Genomic DNA, 19,455 nt, shown 5'->3' on the forward strand with positions numbered 1-19,455 from the left:
CGGCTACCTCCGCGGTCCCGGCTCCGGCAGCCCCGGGCCGGTGCAGTGCACGTCGCCCGCCGGGAGGCGGCCGTCGACCAGGTACGCGGCGGCCGTCCGGTCGACGCAGCTGTTGCCGCGGCTGGCGAACACCCCGTGGGAGTAGTCCTGGTGGAGTGTCACCAGCCGCGAGCCCGGCAGCCGGTGGCGGAGCCGGTGTGCTCCCTCGATCGGGGTGACGGGGTCGTGTGCGGAGGCGATGAGCAGGCCGGGCGGGGCGTCGGGGCTGCCGAGCGGGGTGCGGCGGGCCGGGCGGTGGTGCCAGTAGGCGCAGGTGGACGCCTCGATCCCGGTGAGGACGGGGTGCGGGTCGAGGCGCCGCATGCGCCGGACGTCGGCCACCACCCGGCGGGGTGTGGGGGCGTGGCCGTCCGCGCACTTCACGATGCGGTTGGCCGCTTCGTAGGTGCGTGACTCCGCGCCGTCGAAGGGGGTGTCCGGGCGGAGGAGCGCGGTGTCGCCGTCGCGCAGGGTGGCGCGGAGTCCGTCGGCGAGGTCCGTCCAGCGCTCGGTGCGGCCGAGGGCGCGGTAGACGGCGCGGTCGAACTCGGCCGGGCCGACACCACCGACCGGGCGGGCGGTGAGCCGGGCCCGCGCCCCGCGGTAGGCGTCGCGCACCGCGTCCGTACGGTCGCCGAGCCGGAAACGGTCCGCGTGGCGCGCCGTCCAGCCGAAGAACACCTCACGCTGCCGCAGCAGCGCACGGGCCTGCACCAGGTCGAAGTCGTACCACTCCTCGGGGCCGACGACGCTGTCGAGCACCATGCGGCCCACCCGGCCGGGGAACGAGGCGGCGTAGGCGGCGCCGAGGTAGCTGCCGTAGCTGACGCCGAGGAATCCGGTCCGCGGCTCGCCGAGCGCCGCGCGGAGGGCGTCCATGTCGTGTGCGGTCTGTTCCGTCGACAGGTGGGGAAGGGCGTGGGCCGCCCCCTTCGCGCAGTCGTCCGCCATGCGCCGCAGGGAGGCGAGGTGGGCCCGCTCCGCGGCGCGGCCGGTGGGCACGGGGTCGGCGCCAGGGGTGTCGAAGTGGCCGCCCATGGGGCCGCAGTCGGCGGGGGCGCTGTGGCCGACACCGCGGGGGTCGAAGCCGATGATGTCGTACGAACGCCGCACGCTCTCGGGCAGTTTGGCCCGCTTGGTGACGGCGTACGGCAGGCCGGAGCCGCCGGGCCCGCCGGGGTTCACCATGAGGATGCCACGCCGCTCGGCCGGGGTTCCGGAGGCCCGTACGCGGGAGACGGCGATCCGTATGTGCTCGCCCTCGGGGTGGCGCCAGTCGAGGGGAACGCTCAGCCGCGCGCAGGTGACACGGGCGGGCGCGGGCGGGTCGGGTACGGAGGCCGGGCAGGCGCCGAAGCGCAGCGGCGGGGCGGCGGTGGAGGTGGCGGTGGAGGTGGCGGCGTGGGCTGGGGCGCCCGGGAGAAGGGCGGCGGCGCTTGCCGCGAGCGCGCACCACAGGACGGTGCGTCGTGCAGCCGGAGTCATGTGTCTCGCAATCAGCTCAGGGGATCCGGTCGGATCATCAGATGACAATGAAAACGATTATCGATATCGTCTGGGTGGTCAAGACGGGTGCCCCCTGCCGACAAGGGCGCGGCCCGGCCTGCCCGGAACCTCAACCGCATCGCGAAGAAGGAGAGTTGTGGCTCATCTGCTGATGGTGGAGAGCTGGGTCGGATCGATGAGCAGGCTGCTGCCACGGGCGATCCGCGAGAGCGGGCACGAGTTCACCTTCCTCACCCGTGACCTGCACCACTACCTGCGCTCCGCGCCCGAGGGAACCGCCCACCCGCTGCTCGCCGCGCGCCATGTGCTGACCGCCGACACCAACGACACCCCCACCCTGCTGCCGACGGTCGAGCGGCTGCACACGGCTCTCGGTTTCGACGGGGTCATCACCTCCTGCGACTACTACCTGCCGGTGGCGGCGCGCCTCGCGGACCGGCTGGGGCTCCCCGGCCCGTCGGCCGAAGCGGTGGAGAACGCCTGCCGCAAGGACGCGACCCGGCACGTCCTCGACGCCGCCGGACTGCCCGGACCGCGGTTCGCGGTGCGCTCCGAGTGGGCCGAGGTGGCGGAAGCGGCCCGGGAGATCGGCTATCCGCTGGTCGTGAAGCCCGTGGACCTGTGCGCCGGGATGTACGTACGGCGCGTCGACGACGAGGCCGCACTGCGGGACGCGTGGCACGCGCTCGACGGCTTCCCGGTCAACGCCCGCGGCCAGCGCCGCTCCCCCGCCGTGCTGCTCGAGGAGCTGCTCGACGGCCCGGAGGTCAGCGTCGAAACCGTGTCGTACGGCGGCACCACCGAGGTGATCGGGGTGACCGACAAGAGCGTCGGCGGGGCGCCCGCGTTCATCGAGACCGGCCACATGTTCCCCGCCGCCCTCGCGCCCGCCGACGACGCGGCCGCGCGCGAGACCGCGCTGCTCGCCCTGAAGGCGCTCGGCCTGGACAGCGTCGTCGCGCACACCGAGATCAAGCTGACCGCGGCCGGGCCGCGCGTGGTGGAGGTCAACCCGCGCCCCGCGGGCAACCGCATCACCGAACTGATCCGCCATGTCACCGGGATCGACCTGGCCACCGCCTGTGTGGACGTCGCCCTCGGCCACCGGCCCGACCTGCGGGGCTGGGACACGGGGCTGCGCAGCGCCGCCATCGGATTCCTGGTGCCGGACACCGCGGGCACCCTGGCCTCGATCGACGGAGGCGACACGGTGCGGGAAGCGCCGGACGTCCTGGAGGTCCAGCTCGCCGAGCCCGGCAGGACCGTCAAGGCGGCCGGGAGCAACAACGAATACCTCGGCCACGTCATGGCGGGCGACCCCGAAGGGCCCGGGGCCCGCGGCCGGGTCGAAGCGCTGCTGTCCGGACTGCGCCCTCGGGTGGTGGCTCGATGACCGCGCACCCGGCCCCGCTCACCGCCGCGCCACCGCCATCGCGTTCATCGGCACCGCCGCGTTCGTCGCCGCCACCGTGTTTCTCGTACGAGGAGCTGGCCGACCGGGTGCTGGACGGCGCCTTCGGGCCCGATCCGCGCACCCAGCGGATCGCCGTGGCCTTCACCACGCGCCAGGCCGTACGCCACGACGGCCGCAGCGGCGGCTATCGCAACGAGGTGCTCAGCCTGCGGCTGGGCGAGGCCGTCGGCTCGTGCGCGGTCGAACCGGGCGCGCTGCCCGACGAGGCGATCGACACGTGCGTCGGCGCGGACGTGGCCCGGCTGCTGCGCCACGAGCTGACGCCGGTCCGCATCGCCGCCCTCGACGCCTATCTCCTGCGGATGCTGCCGCACACCGCCGCGTCCGGTGCGCGCCCCCAGCCGCTGGCCGCCGGAACCTCGCTGGAGAAGTCCCGCGCCCGCGCCGAGGCCGTCGCCGGGCTGCTCGGGCTGGAGCCGGGCCGGACCGTTCTGGTCGTCGGCGTCGTCAACTCCCTTCTGGAAGCGCTTCGTTCGCGCGGCCTGGGCTATGTGGCGTGCGACCTCAAGGGCGGTACGACGGAATGGGGCGAGCCGGTCGTCACCGACGCACTCGCCCATCTGGACCGCTGCGACGCCGTGCTGGCCTCCGGCATGACGCTCGGCAACGGCACCTTCGAGCCGCTGCGGGAGCACGCGCTGCGCCACGGGAAGCAGCTGGTGATGTTCGCGCAGACCGGCAGCGCGATCCTGCCGCGCTTCCTGGGCGCCGGGGTCACCGCGGTGTGCGCCGAGCCCTACCCGTTCTTCTGGCTGGACGGCGGCCCCGGGCTGATCCACTGTTACGGGGGTCCCGCATGACCACGGCCGTCCATCACCCCACCGCCAACAGCGACCTCCTCGCGCTGCTCGGCCGCACCCCGCTGGCCCGGGTCACCACCGATCTGCCCTGCCCCCACCCCGGTTTCTGGGCCAAGCTCGAAGGGCTCGGCGCCGGTGGCATGAAGGCCCGCGCCGCGGTGTCCATGCTGCTCGGCGCCCGGGAACGCGGTGAACTGCGCCCCGGTGCGCCGGTGGTGGAGTCCACCTCCGGCACCCTGGGGGTCGGCCTGGCCTTCGCGGGCCAGGCACTCGGCCACCCCATCGTGCTGGTCTGCGACACCGAGCTGGAACCGTCGATGCGGCGGTTGCTGCGCACCTACGGCGCCCAGCTGGAACTGGTCGACCGCCCGGCGGCCGAGGGCGGCTGGCAGGCCGCCCGCCTCGCCCGGCTGCGCGCGCTGCTGGCCCTGCTGCCGGACGCCTATTGGCCCGATCAGTACAACAACCCTGACAACACGGCCGGTTACGCCTCCCTCGCCCACGAACTGACCGCCCAGCTCGACCACCTCGACATCCTGGTGTGCAGCGTCGGCACCGGGGGCCACAGCGCGGGCATCGTCCGCCCGCTGCGCGGGCGCTGGCCCGGGCTGCGGCTCATCGGCGTCGACGCCACCGGCTCGACCATCTTCGGCCAGCCCGCGCGGCCCCGGCTCATGCGGGGCCTGGGCAGCAGCATCCATCCGCGCAACGTGGCCTACGGCGCCTTCGACGAGGTCCACTGGGTCGGCCCGGCCGAAGCGGCGGACTCCTGCCGCCGACTGGCCCGGGGCAGCTTCGTCAGCGGCGGCTGGAGCACCGGCGCGGTCGCGCTCGTCGCCGCCTGGGCCGCCCGCGTCCACCCCGGCGCCGTCGTCGCCACCGTCTTCCCCGACGGGCCGCACCGCTACCTCGGCACCGTCTACGACGACGACTTCGCCACCGCCCACGGCGTCGACGTGGCCGACGCCGCCACCCGTCCCGTGCAGATCGCCCACCCGCGCGCCACCGAGGCCACCGGCTGGGCCCGCTGCACCACCGTCACCGACCCGCTGACCGGCGGGACCCCGATCCGGGAAGAGAGCCCGTGAACGTCAGCCAACGCACCGTAACGCTCCACCTCGCCGAGCCGCTGCGCATATCCCGCTCCACCATGGCCGCGCGCGACGCCGTGTGGCTGCGGGTCGAGCACGCGGGACAGCGCGGCCACGGGGAGGCCGTCAGCAGCGCGTACTACGGCCTGGACACCGCCACCCTCCGGCGGCTGCTCCACGAAGCGGCCCTGGAGCTGGGCCGGTTCGCCGACCCGGAGAGCGCGTTGCGGGCCCTGTGGGAGGAGGAGCCGGGCCGTCGGCCCGCCGCGGTGACGGCGGCCGTCGAATCCGCACTCCTCGACCTGTGCGGCAAGCGCGCGGGCCGCCCCGTGCACCGGCTCGTGGGCGCCACCGCGGAGCCGTTCGCCGCCACCGCCCGCACCCTCGGCATCGTCCCGGCCGAGCGCGCCACGGCGCAGGCCCGGTGCCTGGCCGACAGCGGGTTCTCCGTCATCAAGGTCAAGGCCGGTGCCGCGGACGCCGAGGACGACATGGCGCGGATACGGGCCGTACGGACCGCCGCACCCCACGCCCGGCTGCTGCTCGACCCCAACGGCGCCTGGAGCGTGGCCCGGGCGCGTGAACTGCTGCCCCGCTGCGCGGAGTTGGGCGTCGAGGCCGTCGAACAGCCCATCGCGCCGGGCGACCCCGAGGCGCTGGCCGGCCTCGCCGAACACGCGCCACTCCCCGTCATCGCCGACGAGGACGCGGTGTCCTACGAGGACGTCCGCCGTCTCGCCGGACGGGTGCAGGGTGTCAACGTCAAGCTCGCCAAGTGCGGTGGCGTCCACGCGGCGCTGCGGATCGCCTCGCTCATCGAGGGCAGTGGCACCGCGCTGATGCTCGGCTGCCTGACCGCCAGCACCCTCGGTATCGCCCCCGCCGTCCACCTCGCCGGTCACGCCCGCTGGACCGACCTGGACGGACATCTGCTGCTCGCCCACGACCCGTGGACCGGCATCGGCGGCACCGACGGCGTGGTGCGGGCCAGTGGCCGACCCGGGCTCGGCGTACGGCCGCTCGCCACCGCCACCGCCACCGCCACCGGAGCCCGCGCAGAGGAAGAGGAGGGCTACCGTGAGAACGTGGCGTGAACTGCGCGGCTTCCCGCTCGCGATCCGGCTGCTCCTGGTCAACCAGCTCGGCGTCAACACCGGCTTCTATCTGCTCATCCCCTATCTCGCCACCCACCTCGGCGAGGATCTGGGCATGTCGGCGGCGGTCGTCGGCATCGTCCTCGGGGTGCGCAACCTCAGCCAGCAGGGCCTGTTCCTGATCGGCGGTTCGGCGGCGGACCGGCTGGGCGCGCGGGGCGTCATCATCGCCGGCTGCGCCGTACGCACCCTCGGATTCGCGCTGTTCGCGCTCGGCGACGGGCTGCCGGTGCTGCTGGCCGCGTCCGTGCTCAGCGGTCTCGCGGGGGCGCTGTTCAACCCGGCCGTGCGGGCGTATCTCGCCCGTGAGGCGGGCGAGCGCAGGGCGGAGGCGTTCGCCCTGTTCAACGTGTTCGCCACCACCGGCGCCCTCATCGGGCCGCTGCTCGGCAGCGCGCTCCTGCTCGTGGACTTCCGGGCCTCGGCGCTCACCGCCGCCGCCATCTTCGCGGTGCTGACCGTCGCCCAGGCGCTGGTGCTGCCCGCCCGGGAGGTCGAGCCGTCGACCGGCGGTGTCCTCGCGGACTGGCGGGAAGTGGTGGGCAACCGCGCCTTCCTGGCCTTCGCCCTGGCCATGGTCGGCATGTTCACCCTGGAGAACCAGCTGTATCTGCTGCTGCCCGCCGGGGCGCGCCAGGCCACCGGCTGGGACGGCGCGGCCGGGCTCGTGTTCCTCGTCGGCACGCTCGCCAACCTGGCGCTGCAACTGCGCGTCACCCGCGCCCTGAAGCGGCGCGGAAGCCGGGCCCGGTGGATCGGCGCGGGCCTCGCCCTCATGGGGCTGGCCTTCGTCCCGCCCCTGCTGGTGGCGGGTGCCTCGCCCGGCGGGCGTGGCACGGCGGTGCTGTACGCGCTGCCGGTGCTGGCCGGTGCGCTGCTGCTGTATCTCGGGGTGATGGCCGCCCAGCCGTTCGTGATGGAGCTGATCCCGCGCTTCGGTCGGCCCGAGCTGACCGGCACCTACTTCGGGGTGTTCTACGTGGTGTCCGGCATCGCCGCGGCCGTCGGCAACACGGCCGTCGGCTGGGCCATGGACACCGGGGAGGGCGGGGGCGCCGCCTGGCTGCCCTGGGCCTGCTGCACGGGCTTCGGCCTCGCCTCGGCGGGCGGCGTCGCCTGGCTGCACCGCTCCGGTGCGCTGCCCGCCCGTACCGAAGACGTGGTGGCGGCCGCATGAGCGGGGACAGGAGATCCGGCAATCTGCTGACCGACAGCCCGGAGTTGTACGAGGCCCGGTTCCCCGACCCCGAGCGGCTGGCCGGACGCTGGGCCGAGGACACCTTGCGGCGGTACGGCGCGGGGCCACGTGTCCTGGACATCGGCTGCGGCACCGGGCGCGACGCCGCGTATCTGCACCGCGCGGGCCGGACGGTCACCGGCGCCGACCTCTCCCCGGCGATGCTCGGCTACGCCCGCGAGCGGCACCCCGGGCCGGAGTACCGGCGGGCCGACCTGCGCGGCTTCGCGCTCGGCACGTTCGACGCCGTCGTCTGTCTGGACAGCGCCCTGCTGTACTGCCACGGCAACGACGACCTCGACGGCTTCCTCGGCTCCTGCCGCCGCGGTCTGGCGCCCGGCGGCCTCCTCGTGGCGGAGATGCGCAACGGCGCGTACTTCCTGGGCCGCACCGACCTCCTGGACACCCCGGCCGTCAACGCGTTCACGTGGCGGGGAACCGGCTACCGGTCCACCACCACCCTCCGCGTCGACCGGACCGCGCAACTGCTGCGCCGCACCCGGGTGTGGACCTCCGACGACGGATCGCCGCCGGTCGAGCAGCGCTCCGCCTGGCGGCTGCTCCTCCCCCAGGAACTGCGCCACTTCCTGGCCGCCCACGGCTTCACCGTCCTCGCCCTCCACGACGGGCCGGGGCCGCGCACCGAACCGCCGTGGCGGGACGGCGACACCCCCGGCGTCACGGCCGACGCCGACCGGCTGCACCTCATCGCCCGGCTGGACACGCCCCAGGGCGTGTCCGCACACCACCAGCCAAGGACACCGCATGCATGACGATCCCGCCCACCCCCTCCGCCACCCGGGCCTGCACCGCCGCGGCTTCCTCGCCGCCTCGGGCGCGGCCTCGCTCGGCGCGCTCGCCCTCACCGGATGTGGCGGCTCCCCCTCCGGCGGCGGGCAAGGCGACGGCAAGCCGAAACGTGGCGGGCGGCTGCGCGCCGCGTTCGCCGGTGGCGGGGCGAGCGAGAGCCTCGATCCGCATCTGGGCAGCCTCTTCGCCGACGCCGCCCGCGCCAAGGCGCTCTACGACAAGCTCGCCGACTACGACGCGGACCTCGTGGCCCGGCCGCGCCTGGCCTCGGCGTGGGAGCCGAACGCGGGCCTGGACCACTGGAAGGTCACCCTCAGGGAGGCCACCTTCCACGACGGAAAGCCGGTGACCGCGGACGATGTCCTCTTCAGCTACCGCCGCATCGCCGACCCGGAGAAGACCTTCCGCGCCAAGGCGTCACTGGAACCCATCGATCTGAAGGCCAGCCGGGCGCTGGACCGGCGGACCGTGGAGTTCGTCCTCAAGCGACCGACCGCCGAATTCCCCAATGTGCTCGCCGCGTTCGGCGCGTACATCGTCCCCGAGGGTGCCGACGACTTCGATGAGAAGCCGGTGGGCAGCGGGCCCTTCCGCCTCGTCTCGTTCTCCCCCGGCCGCACCACCGTCCTGCGGCGCAACGACGACTACTGGGACGGCGCCCCCTACCTGGACCGGCTGGAGTTCATCGTCGCGAACGACGAGTCCGCGCGCGTCAACTCCCTCCTCGGCGGCCAGGTGGAATACGCCCACGAGCTGAGCCCCACCACGGCGCGCGCCCACGAGAAGTCGGGCCAGATCGAGATCGTCCGGCTGCCGGGCAGCGCCATGCAGGCGTTCGCCATGAAGACCGACCGGCCGCCCTTCGACGACAAGCGGGTCCGCGAGGCGTTCTTCCTCATCGCCGACCGGAAGGAGCTGCTGAACGGCGCCCTGTCCGGGGCGGGCGAGATCGGCAACGACCTCTTCGGCAAGGGCTACGCGTACTACGCCGACGGCCTGCCGCAGCGCGAACAGGACCTCGGACGCGCACGCAAGCTGCTCAAGCAGGCGGGCGCGGAAGACCTCCGGGTCACCCTCGACACCTCGGCCGTCGCCGCCGGATTCACCGAGGCCGCCGGGATCTTCCGCGACCAGGCCGCCAAGGCCGGCGTCACCATCACGGTCCGCCACGGCAGCAAGGACTCCTACTGGAACGACATCCTCGACTCCGGCACCCTGTGCAGCTACCGCTCCGGCGCCATGCCCATCGAATCCCACTTCTCCCAGCGGCTGCTCACCGGCTCCACCACCAACGCCACCAAGTGGCAGCACAAGGACTTCGACGCCCTCTACCAGCAGGCCCAGTCCACCAGGGACGACAAGGACCGCGCCGCGGTGTACCAGCGCATGCAGCGGCGCCTGTACGCCGAAGGGGGCTTCCTGGTCTGGGGGTTCGCCGACTGGATCATCGGCACGGCCCGCACCGTGGGCGGCGTGGACCACCGGGCACCGGCCAACACCCTGGACTGGGCCCGGTTCGACAAGGTCTGGCTGAGGTGACGGGTCTGCGCTCCTGGCTCGCCCGGCGGCTGCTGCTCGGCGTGGCGCAGACCGTGGCCGTGGTGCTGCTGGTGTTCGCGCTCACCGAGGCGCTGCCGGGCGACGCCGCCGTGGCCCTGGCCGGGGACCAGCCCGACCCGGCGCGGATCGCCGCCGTCCGGGACGCCATGGACCTGGACCGGCCCGCGTCCGTGCGCCTGGTGGACTGGGCGGCCGGGCTGCTCCACGGCGACCTGGGCACGTCGCTGGTGTCCGGCCGTCCCGTCGGCTCGTACGTCAGCGACGGGTTCGGCCCGACGCTGCTGCTCGCCGGGCTCACGCTGCTGCTCCTGGTGCCGCTGGGGGTCGGTCTCGGTGTGCTCGCGGCCCGCCATGCGGGGCGCCGTACGGACCGGGTCATCAGCTCGGTGGCGCTCGGTGTCTACGCCGTCCCCGAATTCGCCCTCGGCACGCTCCTGGTGGCCGCCTTCGCGCTGCGCCTGGGCTGGTTTCCGCCGACCGCCGTCGGCTACGGCACCGATCTGCTCGCCCACCCCGCCACCCTGGTGCTCCCCGTGCTCGTGCTGCTGTCCCGGCCGGTGTGTTCGCTGACCCGTCTGGTGCGCGCCGGAATGATCGACGCGCTGGCCTCGCCGTACGTCGCCCAGGCCCGCCGGTACGGCGTGTCCGGTGTCCGGGTCCGCTACGCGCACGCCCTGCCGAACGCGGTCGCCCCGGCCGCCCAGCACATCGCCCGCACCGTGGACTGGCTGCTGTGCGGCGTCATCGTCGTGGAGGGCCTCTTCGTGATCCCGGGGCTGGGAACCGTCCTGCTGAACGCGGTCGCCGAACGCGACATGCCCGTCGTCCAGGGGCTCGCCGTGGTGTTCGGGCTCATCACCGTCGTCCTGAACACCGGTGCCGATCTGGTGGCCCACCGGTTCGCTCCCCGGGCGGAGGTGGCGGCGTGAGTGTCCCCCTCGGCAGGCGGCCGGGGCGTTATGTGCTCGCCGCCGTGCTCACCGGAGTCCCGCTCGCCCTGGCCCTGTTGGGGCCGTTCTTGGCGGGCGAGGCCGGGCCGCGCGGCGTGTCCTTCACGCTCGGCGGCGGCCACTGGCTCGGCACCGACTTCACCGGCCGCGACGTGTGGCGGCAGGTCCTCCTCGGCGGACGTCCGGTGGTCCTGGTCGCGCTCGCCGCGACGGCCCTCACCTATCTGATCGCCCTGCCGTTCGGACTCCTCGCCGCGCTGACCCATCGGCGGCGGCTGGAAGACCTGCTGATGCGCCCCCTCGATGTGCTGCTCGCCGTGCCGTCGCTGCTGCTGCTCCTGCTGGTGGCCACGGTCGCCGCGCCGGGTCCCGCGGGGCTCGCGCTGCTGGTGGCGCTCGTCAACATCCCGGACGCCGCCCGGATCGTACGCGCCGCCGCGGCCGAGGCCGCCTCACGCCCCGCCGTGGAGGCGCTGCGCATGCAGGGCGAGAGCGGGTGGCGGATCGGGGTCGGCTACGTCGGCCGGTCCACCGTGCGCACCCTCGCCACCGACGCCGGTATCCGGCTCACCGGGGTGCTCTATCTGGTGGCCACGGCCGCGTTCCTCGGCGTCGGTGTCGCACCGGACGCCGCGGACTGGGCCGTCATGGTGGACCGCAACCGCACCGGGCTGTTCGTCCAGCCCTGGGCGGTCGTGGTGCCCGCGCTGCTGATCGTCGCCCTGACCATGGGAAGCAACCTGCTGTTCGACGCCGCGCTGGATCGCGGGAAGCGACCGCGGGAGGAGAAGAAGGGGGAACGGACATGAGCGCGGTCGCGGAGATCGAGGATCTGCGCATCGAGATCGGCGGCCGGGCCATCGTCGACGGGGTGAGCCTGCGGGCGCTGCCCGGGAAGGTCACCGCGCTGGTGGGCTCGTCCGGCAGCGGCAAGACCACCACGGGCCTCGCGCTGCTCGGCGAGTACCCGGCGGGGGCGAGGGTCACCGGCCGGGTCCGGGTGGCCGACGGCCTGGCCGGATACGTGCCCCAGCACCCAGCCGCCGTGCTCAACCCGGCCCGCCGGGTCGGCGCGCTGCTCGGCGACATCGCGCGCGGCCAGGTGCGGAACCTGCCGCGCTCCGAGCGCCGTGCCGCCGTACGCGAACGCGTCCGCACCGCCCTGTCGCTCGCCCAACTCACCGACGGCGAGCAGACGTTGCGCCGCTATCCGCATCAGCTCTCGGGCGGCCAGCAGCAACGCGTCGTACTCGCACAGGCACTGCTCCTCGGGGCCAGGGTGGTGGTCGCGGACGAACCGACCACCGGGCAGGACCCGGTGACCAAGCAGCGCATCGTCGAGCGGCTGTCCGCGGTCGCCGCACAGGGCATCGCCGTGGTGCTGCTCAGCCACGACCTCGACGTGGTGCGGACCCTCGCCGACGAAGTCGTGGTGATGCGCGACGGCCGGGTGGTGGAGTCGGGACCGGCCGAGCGGGTGTGGCACGCGCCCGCCCACGCCTGGACCCGCCAACTCCTCGCGGCACACGGGCCCGCGCCGGAGGCCACGGGGTCCGTGCCGCCCGGCGAGGCCGTCCTGCGGGTGCGCGGCCTGACCGCACGCCACGGGTCCACCCCCGTGCTCCACACCGGCGACCTCACCGTCCGCAGCGGCACCTGCCTGGCCGTCCTCGGCCCCTCGGGCAGTGGCAAGACCACGCTCGGCCGCTGTCTGGCCGGACTCCACCGGGACCACGAAGGACAGGTGCTGCTCGACGGGACGCCCCTGCCGCGCAGCCTGCGCTCGCGCACCCGGGAGCAGATCGCCGCCGTCCAGTACGTCTTCCAGGACGCGCGGGCCGCCTTCGACGAACACCGGCCGGTGCTGGACCAGGTGGCGCGCACGGCGGTACGGCTGAGGGGCGCCGCTCCGGCCGCGGCACGGGCCGAGGCGCGGACGGCCCTGGACCGCCTCGGGCTGGTCGACGAGCTGGTGCACCGGCTCCCCGGGCAGCTGTCCGGGGGTGAACTCCAGCGTGCGGCGCTGGCCCGCGCCCTGCTCGCCCGGCCCCGGGTGCTGGTGTGCGACGAGATCACCTCGGGCCTGGACACCGTCACCCGGCGCGCCCTCCTCGATCTGCTCGCCACGCTGCTGCGCGACCGCGACGACCTGGCGCTGATCCTCATCACCCACGACGCGGACACCGCGGCGCTCGCCTCGCGGACCGTGGTGGTGGAGGCAGGTACGGCGGGCGAGGCGACCGAACACTAGCTTTTGGTTATCATTTTCATCTAGCTGCTACGGTGGCACCTATATATCCCCGAACACGACCAGAGAGGACCCATGTCCGCCCACTGCCAACTCACCGGACGCCGGCCCGGCTTCGGCAACCACGTCTCCCATTCCCACCGCCGCACCAAGCGCCGGTTCGACCCCAACATCCAGCGCAAGCGCTACTGGCTGCCCAGCGAGGGGCGCCATGTCCGGCTCACGCTCAGCGCCAGGGCCGTGAAGACCGTCGACAGCATCGGCATCGAAGCGGCCGTGGCCCGCATCCGCGCCCGGGGAGGGAAGGTCTGATGGCGAAGAAGAGCAAGATCGTCAAGAATGAGCGGCGGCGCGCGATCGTCGCCCGTTACGCCCAGCGCCGCGCCCAGCTCAAGGCGCTCATCGCCGCACCCCACACCCCGGAGGAGGAACGCCTCGCCGCCGAGCGGGAGCTGCGCCGCCAGCCACGTGACGCCAGCGCCACGCGCGTACGCAACCGGGACTCCATCGACGGCCGCCCCCGGGGCCATCTGCGGGCCTTCGGCCTGTCCCGCATCCGGCTGCGCGAAATGGCGCACGCGGGCGAGCTTCCCGGGGTGACCAAGAGCAGCTGGTGACCCCTGCGGGCCCCGTGGCGCACGAGGGGCACCGACATACGCCGCCACCCCCGGCACGGCCGGGGGTGGCGGCGTGTGCGGGTGGCGGGTCAGCCGGCTCCGGCCGTGGCCTCGGGCTGGACCTGCGGGGCGGGACTGGGGCGCCCCGCCGTGCGGGTGGCGGCGGAAACGGCCGCCATCGCCACCATGTTGAGGACCAGCGCGATGACGCCCACGTTCAGATCCTTGATGCTCTGCGGAAGGCCCGGCATCAGGCTGCCGACCGTGACACCGGAGAGGGTGACGACGGCGACCGTGACCACTCCGACGACGATGCCCGCGGCCGCCCCCTGCTTGGTGACCAGTTGCCGCTTGGCCAGGCTCGCCAGCAGGGCGGGGAAGAGCTGGGTCACCAGGGCGTAGCCCATGAGCAGCAGGGACACGATCGAACTGCCGCCGTTGAAGGTGAAGTAGAGGGACACCAGCGCGAGGGCGGGGACCAGCCACTGCGCCAGGCGGGTCACCTGCTGGTCGCTGCTCCGTGGGCGAGCGAGGCGGTAGACGTTCTTCGCCAGGCAGGTCGCGGAGGTCATGAGGAGCAGCGATCCGGGGACCAGCGCGGTGAGCAGTCCCGCGCCGCCGACGATGCCCACGAACCACGACGGGAACGTGGCGGTGGTGATGCGCAGCAGCGAGAGGTCCGCGTCGGCGCCCTTGAGGCCGGGCACGACGAGGATGGCTGTGAAGCCGACGAAGAACACGAAGAGCAGGATGAGCTGGTAGAGCGGCATGAAGATGGCGTTGCGGCGGAAGACACGTTCGTTCTGCGCGCTGTAGGAGGCGCTGAAGGTGTGCGGCCACATGTAGAAGCCGAGTGCCGAGAGCAGCACGGTGGAGGCGAACCACGAGGTGCTCATCCCGCTGGACGGCAGCGTGAGGAAGCCCGCCTGGCTCTTCTCGACCGCCTGGAACATGTTCTCGAAGCCGCCGAAGTAGTGGATCGGCAGATAGATGCCGAGGATCAGGACGACCGCGAGGATGGTGACGTCCTTCATGACGGCGGTCCACGCGGAACCGTGAATGCCCGAGATGGTGACGTAGACGGTCAGGGCGATGGTGCCGATCACGATGGCCCAGTGGGAGGGGATCTTGCCGTCGGAGGAGACCGACACGATGATCCCGAGTCCCTTCAGCTGGAGGACGAGGTACGGCACCATCGCGATGACACCGACGAGCGCCACGAGCGCACCGAGCAGCGGGCTCTCGAACTTGGCGACGAAGAAGTCGGACTGCGAGATGAGCCGGTGCTGTTTGGCGTAGCGCCACACGGCCGGGAGCAGCCAGTAGGACAGCACGTAGGCGAGTGAGGCGTAACAGAGGATGTAGTACGCCGGGGCGCCCTTGCCGTAGGCCCAGCCGGAGGCGCCGAGGAAGGTGAAGGTCGTGTAGATCTCACCGGCCAGCAGCAGGAAGACGAAAATCGTGCCGAAGCCCCGGCCGCCGACCGACCACTGTTCGAGGTCCATGTCCCTGCCGCGGCGGGCGCGCAGCCCCAGCAGCAGCGAGGCGGCGAGGAAGAGGAAGATGACGGCGAGGGCGATCACGAGGTGCCCTCCTCGCGGTTGGCGGGGTCGAGCCGGTAGATGACGGCCATGGTCACCGAGATCAGGACGACCCACAGGACCAGCCAGAAGAGGATGAACGGCATACCGAGGACGTAGGGCGTCACCCGGTTCACGAAGAAGATCCCCCCGAGGATCCCGAGAAACGGGATCGCGCCGAGCAGATGGATGGGTTTCACGTCAAGAACCTCCTGGGGCGGGCCGCACTCCACAGACAGGGCGGGGCTCCTCTGGGGATGACACGAGCGTGGGACGGTCCCGCCGGGGTGATGCCACCGGGGGACGGCTCGGCCCTGAGGAGGGGGTGGTCACCTCTCCCCGATCCAGGCCATTCCACTTCGCGGAAAACTTTTTTCAACTGGGAGATGTATAGGTCGGCCGCGATCCCATGTCAACGCTTCGCACGCAGGGGGCTGATCAAACCTTTTGTTGAAGCGGACCCATCGCCATCAACCGCCGCCGGGGGGTTGACGCCGACACGCCCCAGGAGATGTTATTCCGCTAAGCAAAAAACACTATCCGCATCGTGGAAATTGACTGCGGCGGTGGGCGACGCCGGGGGCGTGCTCACCGCGCTCGATGTCGTCGAGACCGGTACCGACCACATCGTGGTCGACCTGACCTGCGACGCCGTGGACAGCGACGTCGCACCCGCGGTCGCCGCGGCGGTCCGGGACGCGAGCCGCACCCGAACCTGACCAGAACACCTGGCAAGAGCGCCTGACAAGAGCACCTACGTCCTGGGATGTGAGAAATGAGCGCCCACCGTCTCCCGTACACGGTCAACCTGTCGATCCTCTTCACCGAGCTGCCGCTGCTGGAGCGCCCGGCCGCGGCGAAGGCCGTCGGGTTCGACGCGGTCGAGTTCTGGTGGCCCCACGCGGTGGCGGTGCCGGAGGACCGGTACGTCGACGCCTTCGTCCGGGCGGTGCGGGACGCCGGAGTCCAGCTGACCGGGCTGAACTTCTTCGCCGGGGACATGCCCGGCGGCGACCGCGGCCTGGTGTCCTGGCCCGCCCGCAGCGCGGAGTTCCGCGACAACATCGACGTGACCGTGGGGATCGGCGAACAGCTGGGCTGCCGCGCGTTCAACGCCCTCTACGGCAACCGCGTCGACGGAGCCGACCCGGCGGAGCAGGACGCCCTCGCCACCGAGAACCTGGCGCTCGCGGCCGAGGCGGCGCGGCGTATCGGCGGCACGGTGCTGGTGGAGCCGGTCAGCGGCGCCCCCGCGTACCCCCTGCTCACCGCGGCGGACGCGCTCGGCGTCATCGACCGGGTGGAGCGCGCGTCCGGCGCCCGCAATGTGCGCTTCCTCGCCGACCTCTACCACTTGGCCGTGAACGGCGACGACGTGGCCGGTGTGATCGCCGGCCACGCGGACCGCATCGGCCATGTGCAGATCGCGGACGCGCCCGGCAGGGGCGCGCCGGGCACCGGCGGGCTGGACCTCGACGGGCTGCTCACCGCGATCGAGGCGGCGGGATACGACGGCTGGGTGGGCCTGGAGTACAAGGCCCAGGGCCCGAGCGCCGACAGCTTCGACTGGCTCCCGCGCGAGCGGCGCGGCAGCACCGCCCGCGCCTGACCCAGCCCTCAAAGCAACCACATGGAGGAAACCATGACCGCCACTCCACGGAACATCGCCTTCATCGGCCTGGGCATCATGGGCGGCCCGATGGCCGCCAACCTGGTCAAGGCCGGGCACACCGTCACCGGCTACAACCGCAGCCGCCCCGCCGTCGACAAGCTCGCGGCGGCCGGTGGCCACGGCGCGGACAGCATCGCGCAGGCGGTGCGCGACGCGGAGGTCGTCATCACCATGGTCCCGGCCGACCCGCAGGTGAAGGAGGTCGTCCTCGGCGAGGGCGGCGTCCTGGAACACGCCGCGCCGGGCACCCTGCTGATCGACATGAGCAGCATCACCCCGCAGACCTCCCTGGAGGTCGAGGCCGCGGCGCGGGACATGGGCATCCGCACGCTGGACGCCCCGGTCTCCGGCGGTGAGGCCGGGGCGATCGAGGCCGTCCTGTCCATCATGGTCGGCGGCGAGACGGACGACTTCGCCGAGGCGCAGCCGGTGTTCGAGGCGCTGGGCACCACCATCGTGCACGTCGGCCCGCACGGCGCGGGACAGACGGTCAAGGCCGCCAACCAGCTGATGGTCGCCGTCCATCTCCAGGCCCTGGCCGAGTCCGTGGTGTTCCTGGAGAACGCCGGCGTGGACCTGGGGGCCGCGCTGGAGGTCCTGGGCGGTGGCCTGGCCGGATCGACCGTGCTGGCCCGCAAGCGGGACGCCGTACTGAGCCGTTCGTTCCAGCCCGGTTTCCGCATCGACCTGCACCACAAGGACATGGGCATCGTCACCGACGCCGCCCGGGCGGTCGGCGCTCCGCTGCCCGTCGGCTCCGTCGTCGCCCAGCTGGTCGCCTCCGCCCGCGCCTGCGGCGACGGCGGCCTGGACCACTCCGCACTGTTGCGCGGCGTCGAGCGCCTGGCCGGCCGCGACATCCACTGAACCCCCCGGAACCACAGGAGAACCCCATGGCGCGTATGACAGCGGCTCAGGCGGCGGTGGAGATCCTGAAGCGTGAGGGCACCACTCACGTCTTCGGTCTCCCCGGCGCGGCGATCAACCCCTTCTACGCCGCGATGCGCAGCAACGGCGGCCTCACCCACGTCCTGGCGCGGCATGTCGAGGGCGCCTCGCACATGGCCGAGGGCTACACCCGGGCCGAGGCCGGGAACATCGGTGTCTGTGTGGGCACCAGCGGCCCCGCGGGCACCGACATGATCACCGGTCTGTACTCGGCGAGCGCCGACTCGATTCCGATCCTGTGCATCACCGGCCAGGCGGCGGTGGCCAAGCTGCACAAGGAGGACTTCCAGGCGGTCGACATCGCCTCGATCGCGGCGCCGCTGACCAAGATGGCCATGACCGTGCTGGAGCCCGCTCAGGTGCCGGGCGCGTTCCAGCAGGCGTTCCACCTGATGCGGTCCGGCCGCCCCGGACCGGTGCTGATCGACCTGCCCATCGACGTCCAGATGGCCGAGATCGAGTTCGACCCGGACACCTATGAGCCGCTGCCGGTCCACAAGCCCACCGCGACCCGGGCGCAGATCGACAAGGCGATGGGCCTGCTCCAGGCCGCCCAGCGGCCGCTGCTGGTCGCCGGTGGCGGCATCATCAACGCCGACGCGGCCGATCTGCTGGTGGAGTTCGCCGAGCTGACCGGGGTGCCGGTGGTGCCCACCCTGATGGGCTGGGGCACCATCCCCGACGACCACCCGCTGATGGCGGGCATGGTCGGCCTCCAGACCTCCCACCGCTACGGCAACGCCACCCTGCTGGAGTCGGACTTCGTCCTCGGCATCGGCAACCGCTGGGCCAACCGCCACACCGGCGGCGTCGACACTTACACCCAGGGCCGTACGTTCGTCCACGTCGACATCGAACCCACCCAGATCGGCCGGGTGTTCGCGCCCGACTACGGCATCGTCTCCGACGCCCGGGCCGCCCTGGAGCTGTTCGTCGAGGCCGCCGGGGAACTCAAGGCGACAGGCCGCCTCCAGGACCGCGGCGACTGGGCCGACAGCTGCCGCGGGCGCAAGGGCTCGATGCTGCGCAGGACCCACTTCGACCAGGTGCCGGTCAAACCGCAGCGCGTCTACGAGGAGATGAACCGGGCGTTCGGGCCGGACACCCGCTACGTCTCCACGATCGGCCTCTCCCAGATCCAGGCCGCCCAGATGCTGCACGTCTACCGCCCCCGGCACTGGATCAACGCCGGTCAGGCCGGGCCGCTGGGCTGGACCGTCCCGGCCGCGCTGGGCGTGGCGACCGCCGACCCGGACGCCCCCGTCGTCGCCCTCTCCGGCGACTACGACTTCCAGTTCATGATCGAAGAACTCGCCGTCGGGGCCCAGTTCCAGATCCCGTATCTCCACGTCGTCGTCAACAACGCCTATCTGGGGCTGATCCGCCAGGCCCAGCGCGGTTTCGACATGGACTACTGTGTCCAGCTCTCCTTCGACAACGTCAACGCCCCCGAGGTCGGCGGCTACGGGGTCGACCACGTCAAGGTCGCCGAGGGGCTCGGCTGCAAGGCCATCCGGGTCTTCGAACCCGACCGCATCGCCCCCGCGCTGGAAGAGGCCAGGAAGCTGATGGCCGAACACCGGGTCCCGGTCGTCGTCGAGATCATCCTGGAGCGCATCACCAACGTGTCCATGGGCACCGAACTCGACAGCGTCAACGAGTTCGAGGAACTCGCCACCAGCCCCGAACACGCCCCCACGGCGGTCCGCACCGCCATCGGCTGACCCCCGGGCGGCATCGCCCGGCACCCCACAGCTCCTCCCGGCGGC

The 19,455-nt window shown here is 72.8% G+C and carries 19 protein-coding genes; 16 read left to right on the forward strand and 3 right to left on the reverse strand.

Features of this window, described 5'->3' with window-relative positions; all coding sequences use genetic code 11:
* Nucleotides 1-3 precede the first annotated feature (3 nt).
* Complete coding sequence (locus HYQ63_RS05410) at nt 4-1,524, reverse strand: alpha/beta hydrolase (protein WP_179932772.1); 1,521 nt, start codon at nt 1,522-1,524, stop codon at nt 4-6.
* Between the two features lie 157 nt (nt 1,525-1,681).
* Here HYQ63_RS05410 and HYQ63_RS05415 point away from each other — a divergent pair, with 157 nt between their 5' ends.
* From HYQ63_RS05415 to rpsN, 12 genes are all read left to right on the forward strand, one after another.
* Nucleotides 1,682-2,938: an ATP-grasp domain-containing protein gene (locus HYQ63_RS05415; protein WP_179932773.1), complete on the forward strand. Its 1,257-nt coding sequence runs from the start codon at nt 1,682-1,684 to the stop codon at nt 2,936-2,938.
* Nucleotides 2,935-3,819, forward strand: coding sequence for a Rossmann-like domain-containing protein (locus HYQ63_RS05420; RefSeq protein ID WP_257231638.1), 885 nt, complete (start codon nt 2,935-2,937; stop codon nt 3,817-3,819). The genes HYQ63_RS05415 and HYQ63_RS05420 overlap by 4 nt, the downstream gene beginning before the upstream one ends.
* On the forward strand, nt 3,816-4,907 hold the full coding sequence (locus tag HYQ63_RS05425) for a PLP-dependent cysteine synthase family protein (RefSeq protein ID WP_179932774.1): 1,092 nt from the start codon (nt 3,816-3,818) through the stop codon (nt 4,905-4,907). The genes HYQ63_RS05420 and HYQ63_RS05425 overlap by 4 nt, the downstream gene beginning before the upstream one ends.
* A complete protein-coding gene (locus tag HYQ63_RS05430) occupies nt 4,904-6,004 on the forward strand; it encodes a dipeptide epimerase (RefSeq protein ID WP_257231639.1) in 1,101 nt (366 codons plus the stop codon). The genes HYQ63_RS05425 and HYQ63_RS05430 overlap by 4 nt, the downstream gene beginning before the upstream one ends.
* Nucleotides 5,988-7,241, forward strand: a complete 1,254-nt coding sequence (locus tag HYQ63_RS05435) for an MFS transporter (RefSeq protein ID WP_179932775.1) — start codon at nt 5,988-5,990, stop codon at nt 7,239-7,241. The genes HYQ63_RS05430 and HYQ63_RS05435 overlap by 17 nt, the downstream gene beginning before the upstream one ends.
* Nucleotides 7,238-8,074 (forward strand): class I SAM-dependent methyltransferase, encoded by an 837-nt coding sequence (locus tag HYQ63_RS05440; protein ID WP_179932776.1) that lies wholly within the window; start codon nt 7,238-7,240, stop codon nt 8,072-8,074. The genes HYQ63_RS05435 and HYQ63_RS05440 overlap by 4 nt, the downstream gene beginning before the upstream one ends.
* Nucleotides 8,067-9,650, forward strand: coding sequence for an ABC transporter substrate-binding protein (locus tag HYQ63_RS05445; protein ID WP_179932777.1), 1,584 nt, complete (start codon nt 8,067-8,069; stop codon nt 9,648-9,650). The genes HYQ63_RS05440 and HYQ63_RS05445 overlap by 8 nt, the downstream gene beginning before the upstream one ends.
* Nucleotides 9,647-10,600 (forward strand): ABC transporter permease, encoded by a 954-nt coding sequence (locus HYQ63_RS05450; RefSeq protein ID WP_179932778.1) that lies wholly within the window; start codon nt 9,647-9,649, stop codon nt 10,598-10,600. The genes HYQ63_RS05445 and HYQ63_RS05450 overlap by 4 nt, the downstream gene beginning before the upstream one ends.
* The gene (locus HYQ63_RS05455; RefSeq protein ID WP_179932779.1) at nt 10,597-11,430 is read left to right on the forward strand and encodes an ABC transporter permease; all 834 of its coding nucleotides are present in this window, start codon (nt 10,597-10,599) and stop codon (nt 11,428-11,430) included. Before HYQ63_RS05450 ends, HYQ63_RS05455 begins: the two co-directional genes overlap by 4 nt.
* Nucleotides 11,427-12,872 carry an ABC transporter ATP-binding protein gene (locus HYQ63_RS05460; RefSeq protein ID WP_179932780.1) on the forward strand — a complete coding sequence of 482 codons (1,446 nt, stop codon included), beginning with the start codon at nt 11,427-11,429 and terminating at the stop codon, nt 12,870-12,872. Before HYQ63_RS05455 ends, HYQ63_RS05460 begins: the two co-directional genes overlap by 4 nt.
* 72 nt (nt 12,873-12,944) lie before the next feature.
* Complete coding sequence (rpmB, locus tag HYQ63_RS05465; RefSeq protein ID WP_123104134.1) at nt 12,945-13,181, forward strand: 50S ribosomal protein L28; 237 nt, start codon at nt 12,945-12,947, stop codon at nt 13,179-13,181.
* Nucleotides 13,181-13,486: a 30S ribosomal protein S14 gene (gene rpsN / locus HYQ63_RS05470; RefSeq protein ID WP_179932781.1), complete on the forward strand. Its 306-nt coding sequence runs from the start codon at nt 13,181-13,183 to the stop codon at nt 13,484-13,486. Before rpmB ends, rpsN begins: the two co-directional genes overlap by 1 nt.
* An 89-nt stretch (nt 13,487-13,575) precedes the next feature.
* On the opposite strand, the gene HYQ63_RS05475 is transcribed toward rpsN, so the two are convergent.
* Both HYQ63_RS05475 and HYQ63_RS05480 read right to left on the reverse strand, forming a co-directional pair.
* On the reverse strand, nt 13,576-15,069 hold the full coding sequence (locus tag HYQ63_RS05475) for a sodium:solute symporter (protein ID WP_179932782.1): 1,494 nt from the start codon (nt 15,067-15,069) through the stop codon (nt 13,576-13,578).
* On the reverse strand, nt 15,066-15,266 hold the full coding sequence (locus HYQ63_RS05480; RefSeq protein ID WP_179932783.1) for a DUF3311 domain-containing protein: 201 nt from the start codon (nt 15,264-15,266) through the stop codon (nt 15,066-15,068). Before HYQ63_RS05480 ends, HYQ63_RS05475 begins: the two co-directional genes overlap by 4 nt.
* Before the next feature lie 366 nt (nt 15,267-15,632).
* Between HYQ63_RS05480 and HYQ63_RS05485 the strand changes: the two genes are divergently transcribed.
* From HYQ63_RS05485 to gcl, 4 genes are read left to right on the forward strand one after another with little or no spacing between them, the layout of a single operon-like run.
* Nucleotides 15,633-15,785: a hypothetical protein gene (locus tag HYQ63_RS05485; protein WP_179932784.1), complete on the forward strand. Its 153-nt coding sequence runs from the start codon at nt 15,633-15,635 to the stop codon at nt 15,783-15,785.
* Between the two features lie 56 nt (nt 15,786-15,841).
* On the forward strand, nt 15,842-16,675 hold the full coding sequence (locus HYQ63_RS05490) for a hydroxypyruvate isomerase family protein (RefSeq protein ID WP_179932785.1): 834 nt from the start codon (nt 15,842-15,844) through the stop codon (nt 16,673-16,675).
* Between the two features lie 33 nt (nt 16,676-16,708).
* Nucleotides 16,709-17,605: a 2-hydroxy-3-oxopropionate reductase gene (locus HYQ63_RS05495; protein WP_179932786.1), complete on the forward strand. Its 897-nt coding sequence runs from the start codon at nt 16,709-16,711 to the stop codon at nt 17,603-17,605.
* Nucleotides 17,606-17,631: 26 nt separating this feature from the next.
* Nucleotides 17,632-19,410 carry a glyoxylate carboligase gene (gene gcl / locus HYQ63_RS05500; protein ID WP_179932787.1) on the forward strand — a complete coding sequence of 593 codons (1,779 nt, stop codon included), beginning with the start codon at nt 17,632-17,634 and terminating at the stop codon, nt 19,408-19,410.
* Nucleotides 19,411-19,455 lie beyond the last annotated feature (45 nt).

Source organism: Streptomyces sp. Rer75 (assembly GCF_013414305.1).
Taxonomy (GTDB): Bacteria; Actinomycetota; Actinomycetes; order Streptomycetales; family Streptomycetaceae; genus Streptomyces; species Streptomyces himastatinicus.

Coding starts and splice junctions, on each gene's coding strand:
- HYQ63_RS05410 (WP_179932772.1), bottom strand. CDS start 1,524: ATGACTCCGGCTGCACGACGCACCGTCCTGTGGTGCGCGCTCGCGGCA.
- HYQ63_RS05420 (WP_257231638.1), top strand. CDS start 2,935: ATGACCGCGCACCCGGCCCCGCTCACCGCCGCGCCACCGCCATCGCGT.
- HYQ63_RS05425 (WP_179932774.1), top strand. CDS start 3,816: ATGACCACGGCCGTCCATCACCCCACCGCCAACAGCGACCTCCTCGCG.
- HYQ63_RS05440 (WP_179932776.1), top strand. CDS start 7,238: ATGAGCGGGGACAGGAGATCCGGCAATCTGCTGACCGACAGCCCGGAG.
- HYQ63_RS05445 (WP_179932777.1), top strand. CDS start 8,067: ATGCATGACGATCCCGCCCACCCCCTCCGCCACCCGGGCCTGCACCGC.
- HYQ63_RS05460 (WP_179932780.1), top strand. CDS start 11,427: ATGAGCGCGGTCGCGGAGATCGAGGATCTGCGCATCGAGATCGGCGGC.
- rpmB (WP_123104134.1), top strand. CDS start 12,945: ATGTCCGCCCACTGCCAACTCACCGGACGCCGGCCCGGCTTCGGCAAC.
- rpsN (WP_179932781.1), top strand. CDS start 13,181: ATGGCGAAGAAGAGCAAGATCGTCAAGAATGAGCGGCGGCGCGCGATC.
- HYQ63_RS05490 (WP_179932785.1), top strand. CDS start 15,842: ATGAGCGCCCACCGTCTCCCGTACACGGTCAACCTGTCGATCCTCTTC.
- HYQ63_RS05495 (WP_179932786.1), top strand. CDS start 16,709: ATGACCGCCACTCCACGGAACATCGCCTTCATCGGCCTGGGCATCATG.
- gcl (WP_179932787.1), top strand. CDS start 17,632: ATGGCGCGTATGACAGCGGCTCAGGCGGCGGTGGAGATCCTGAAGCGT.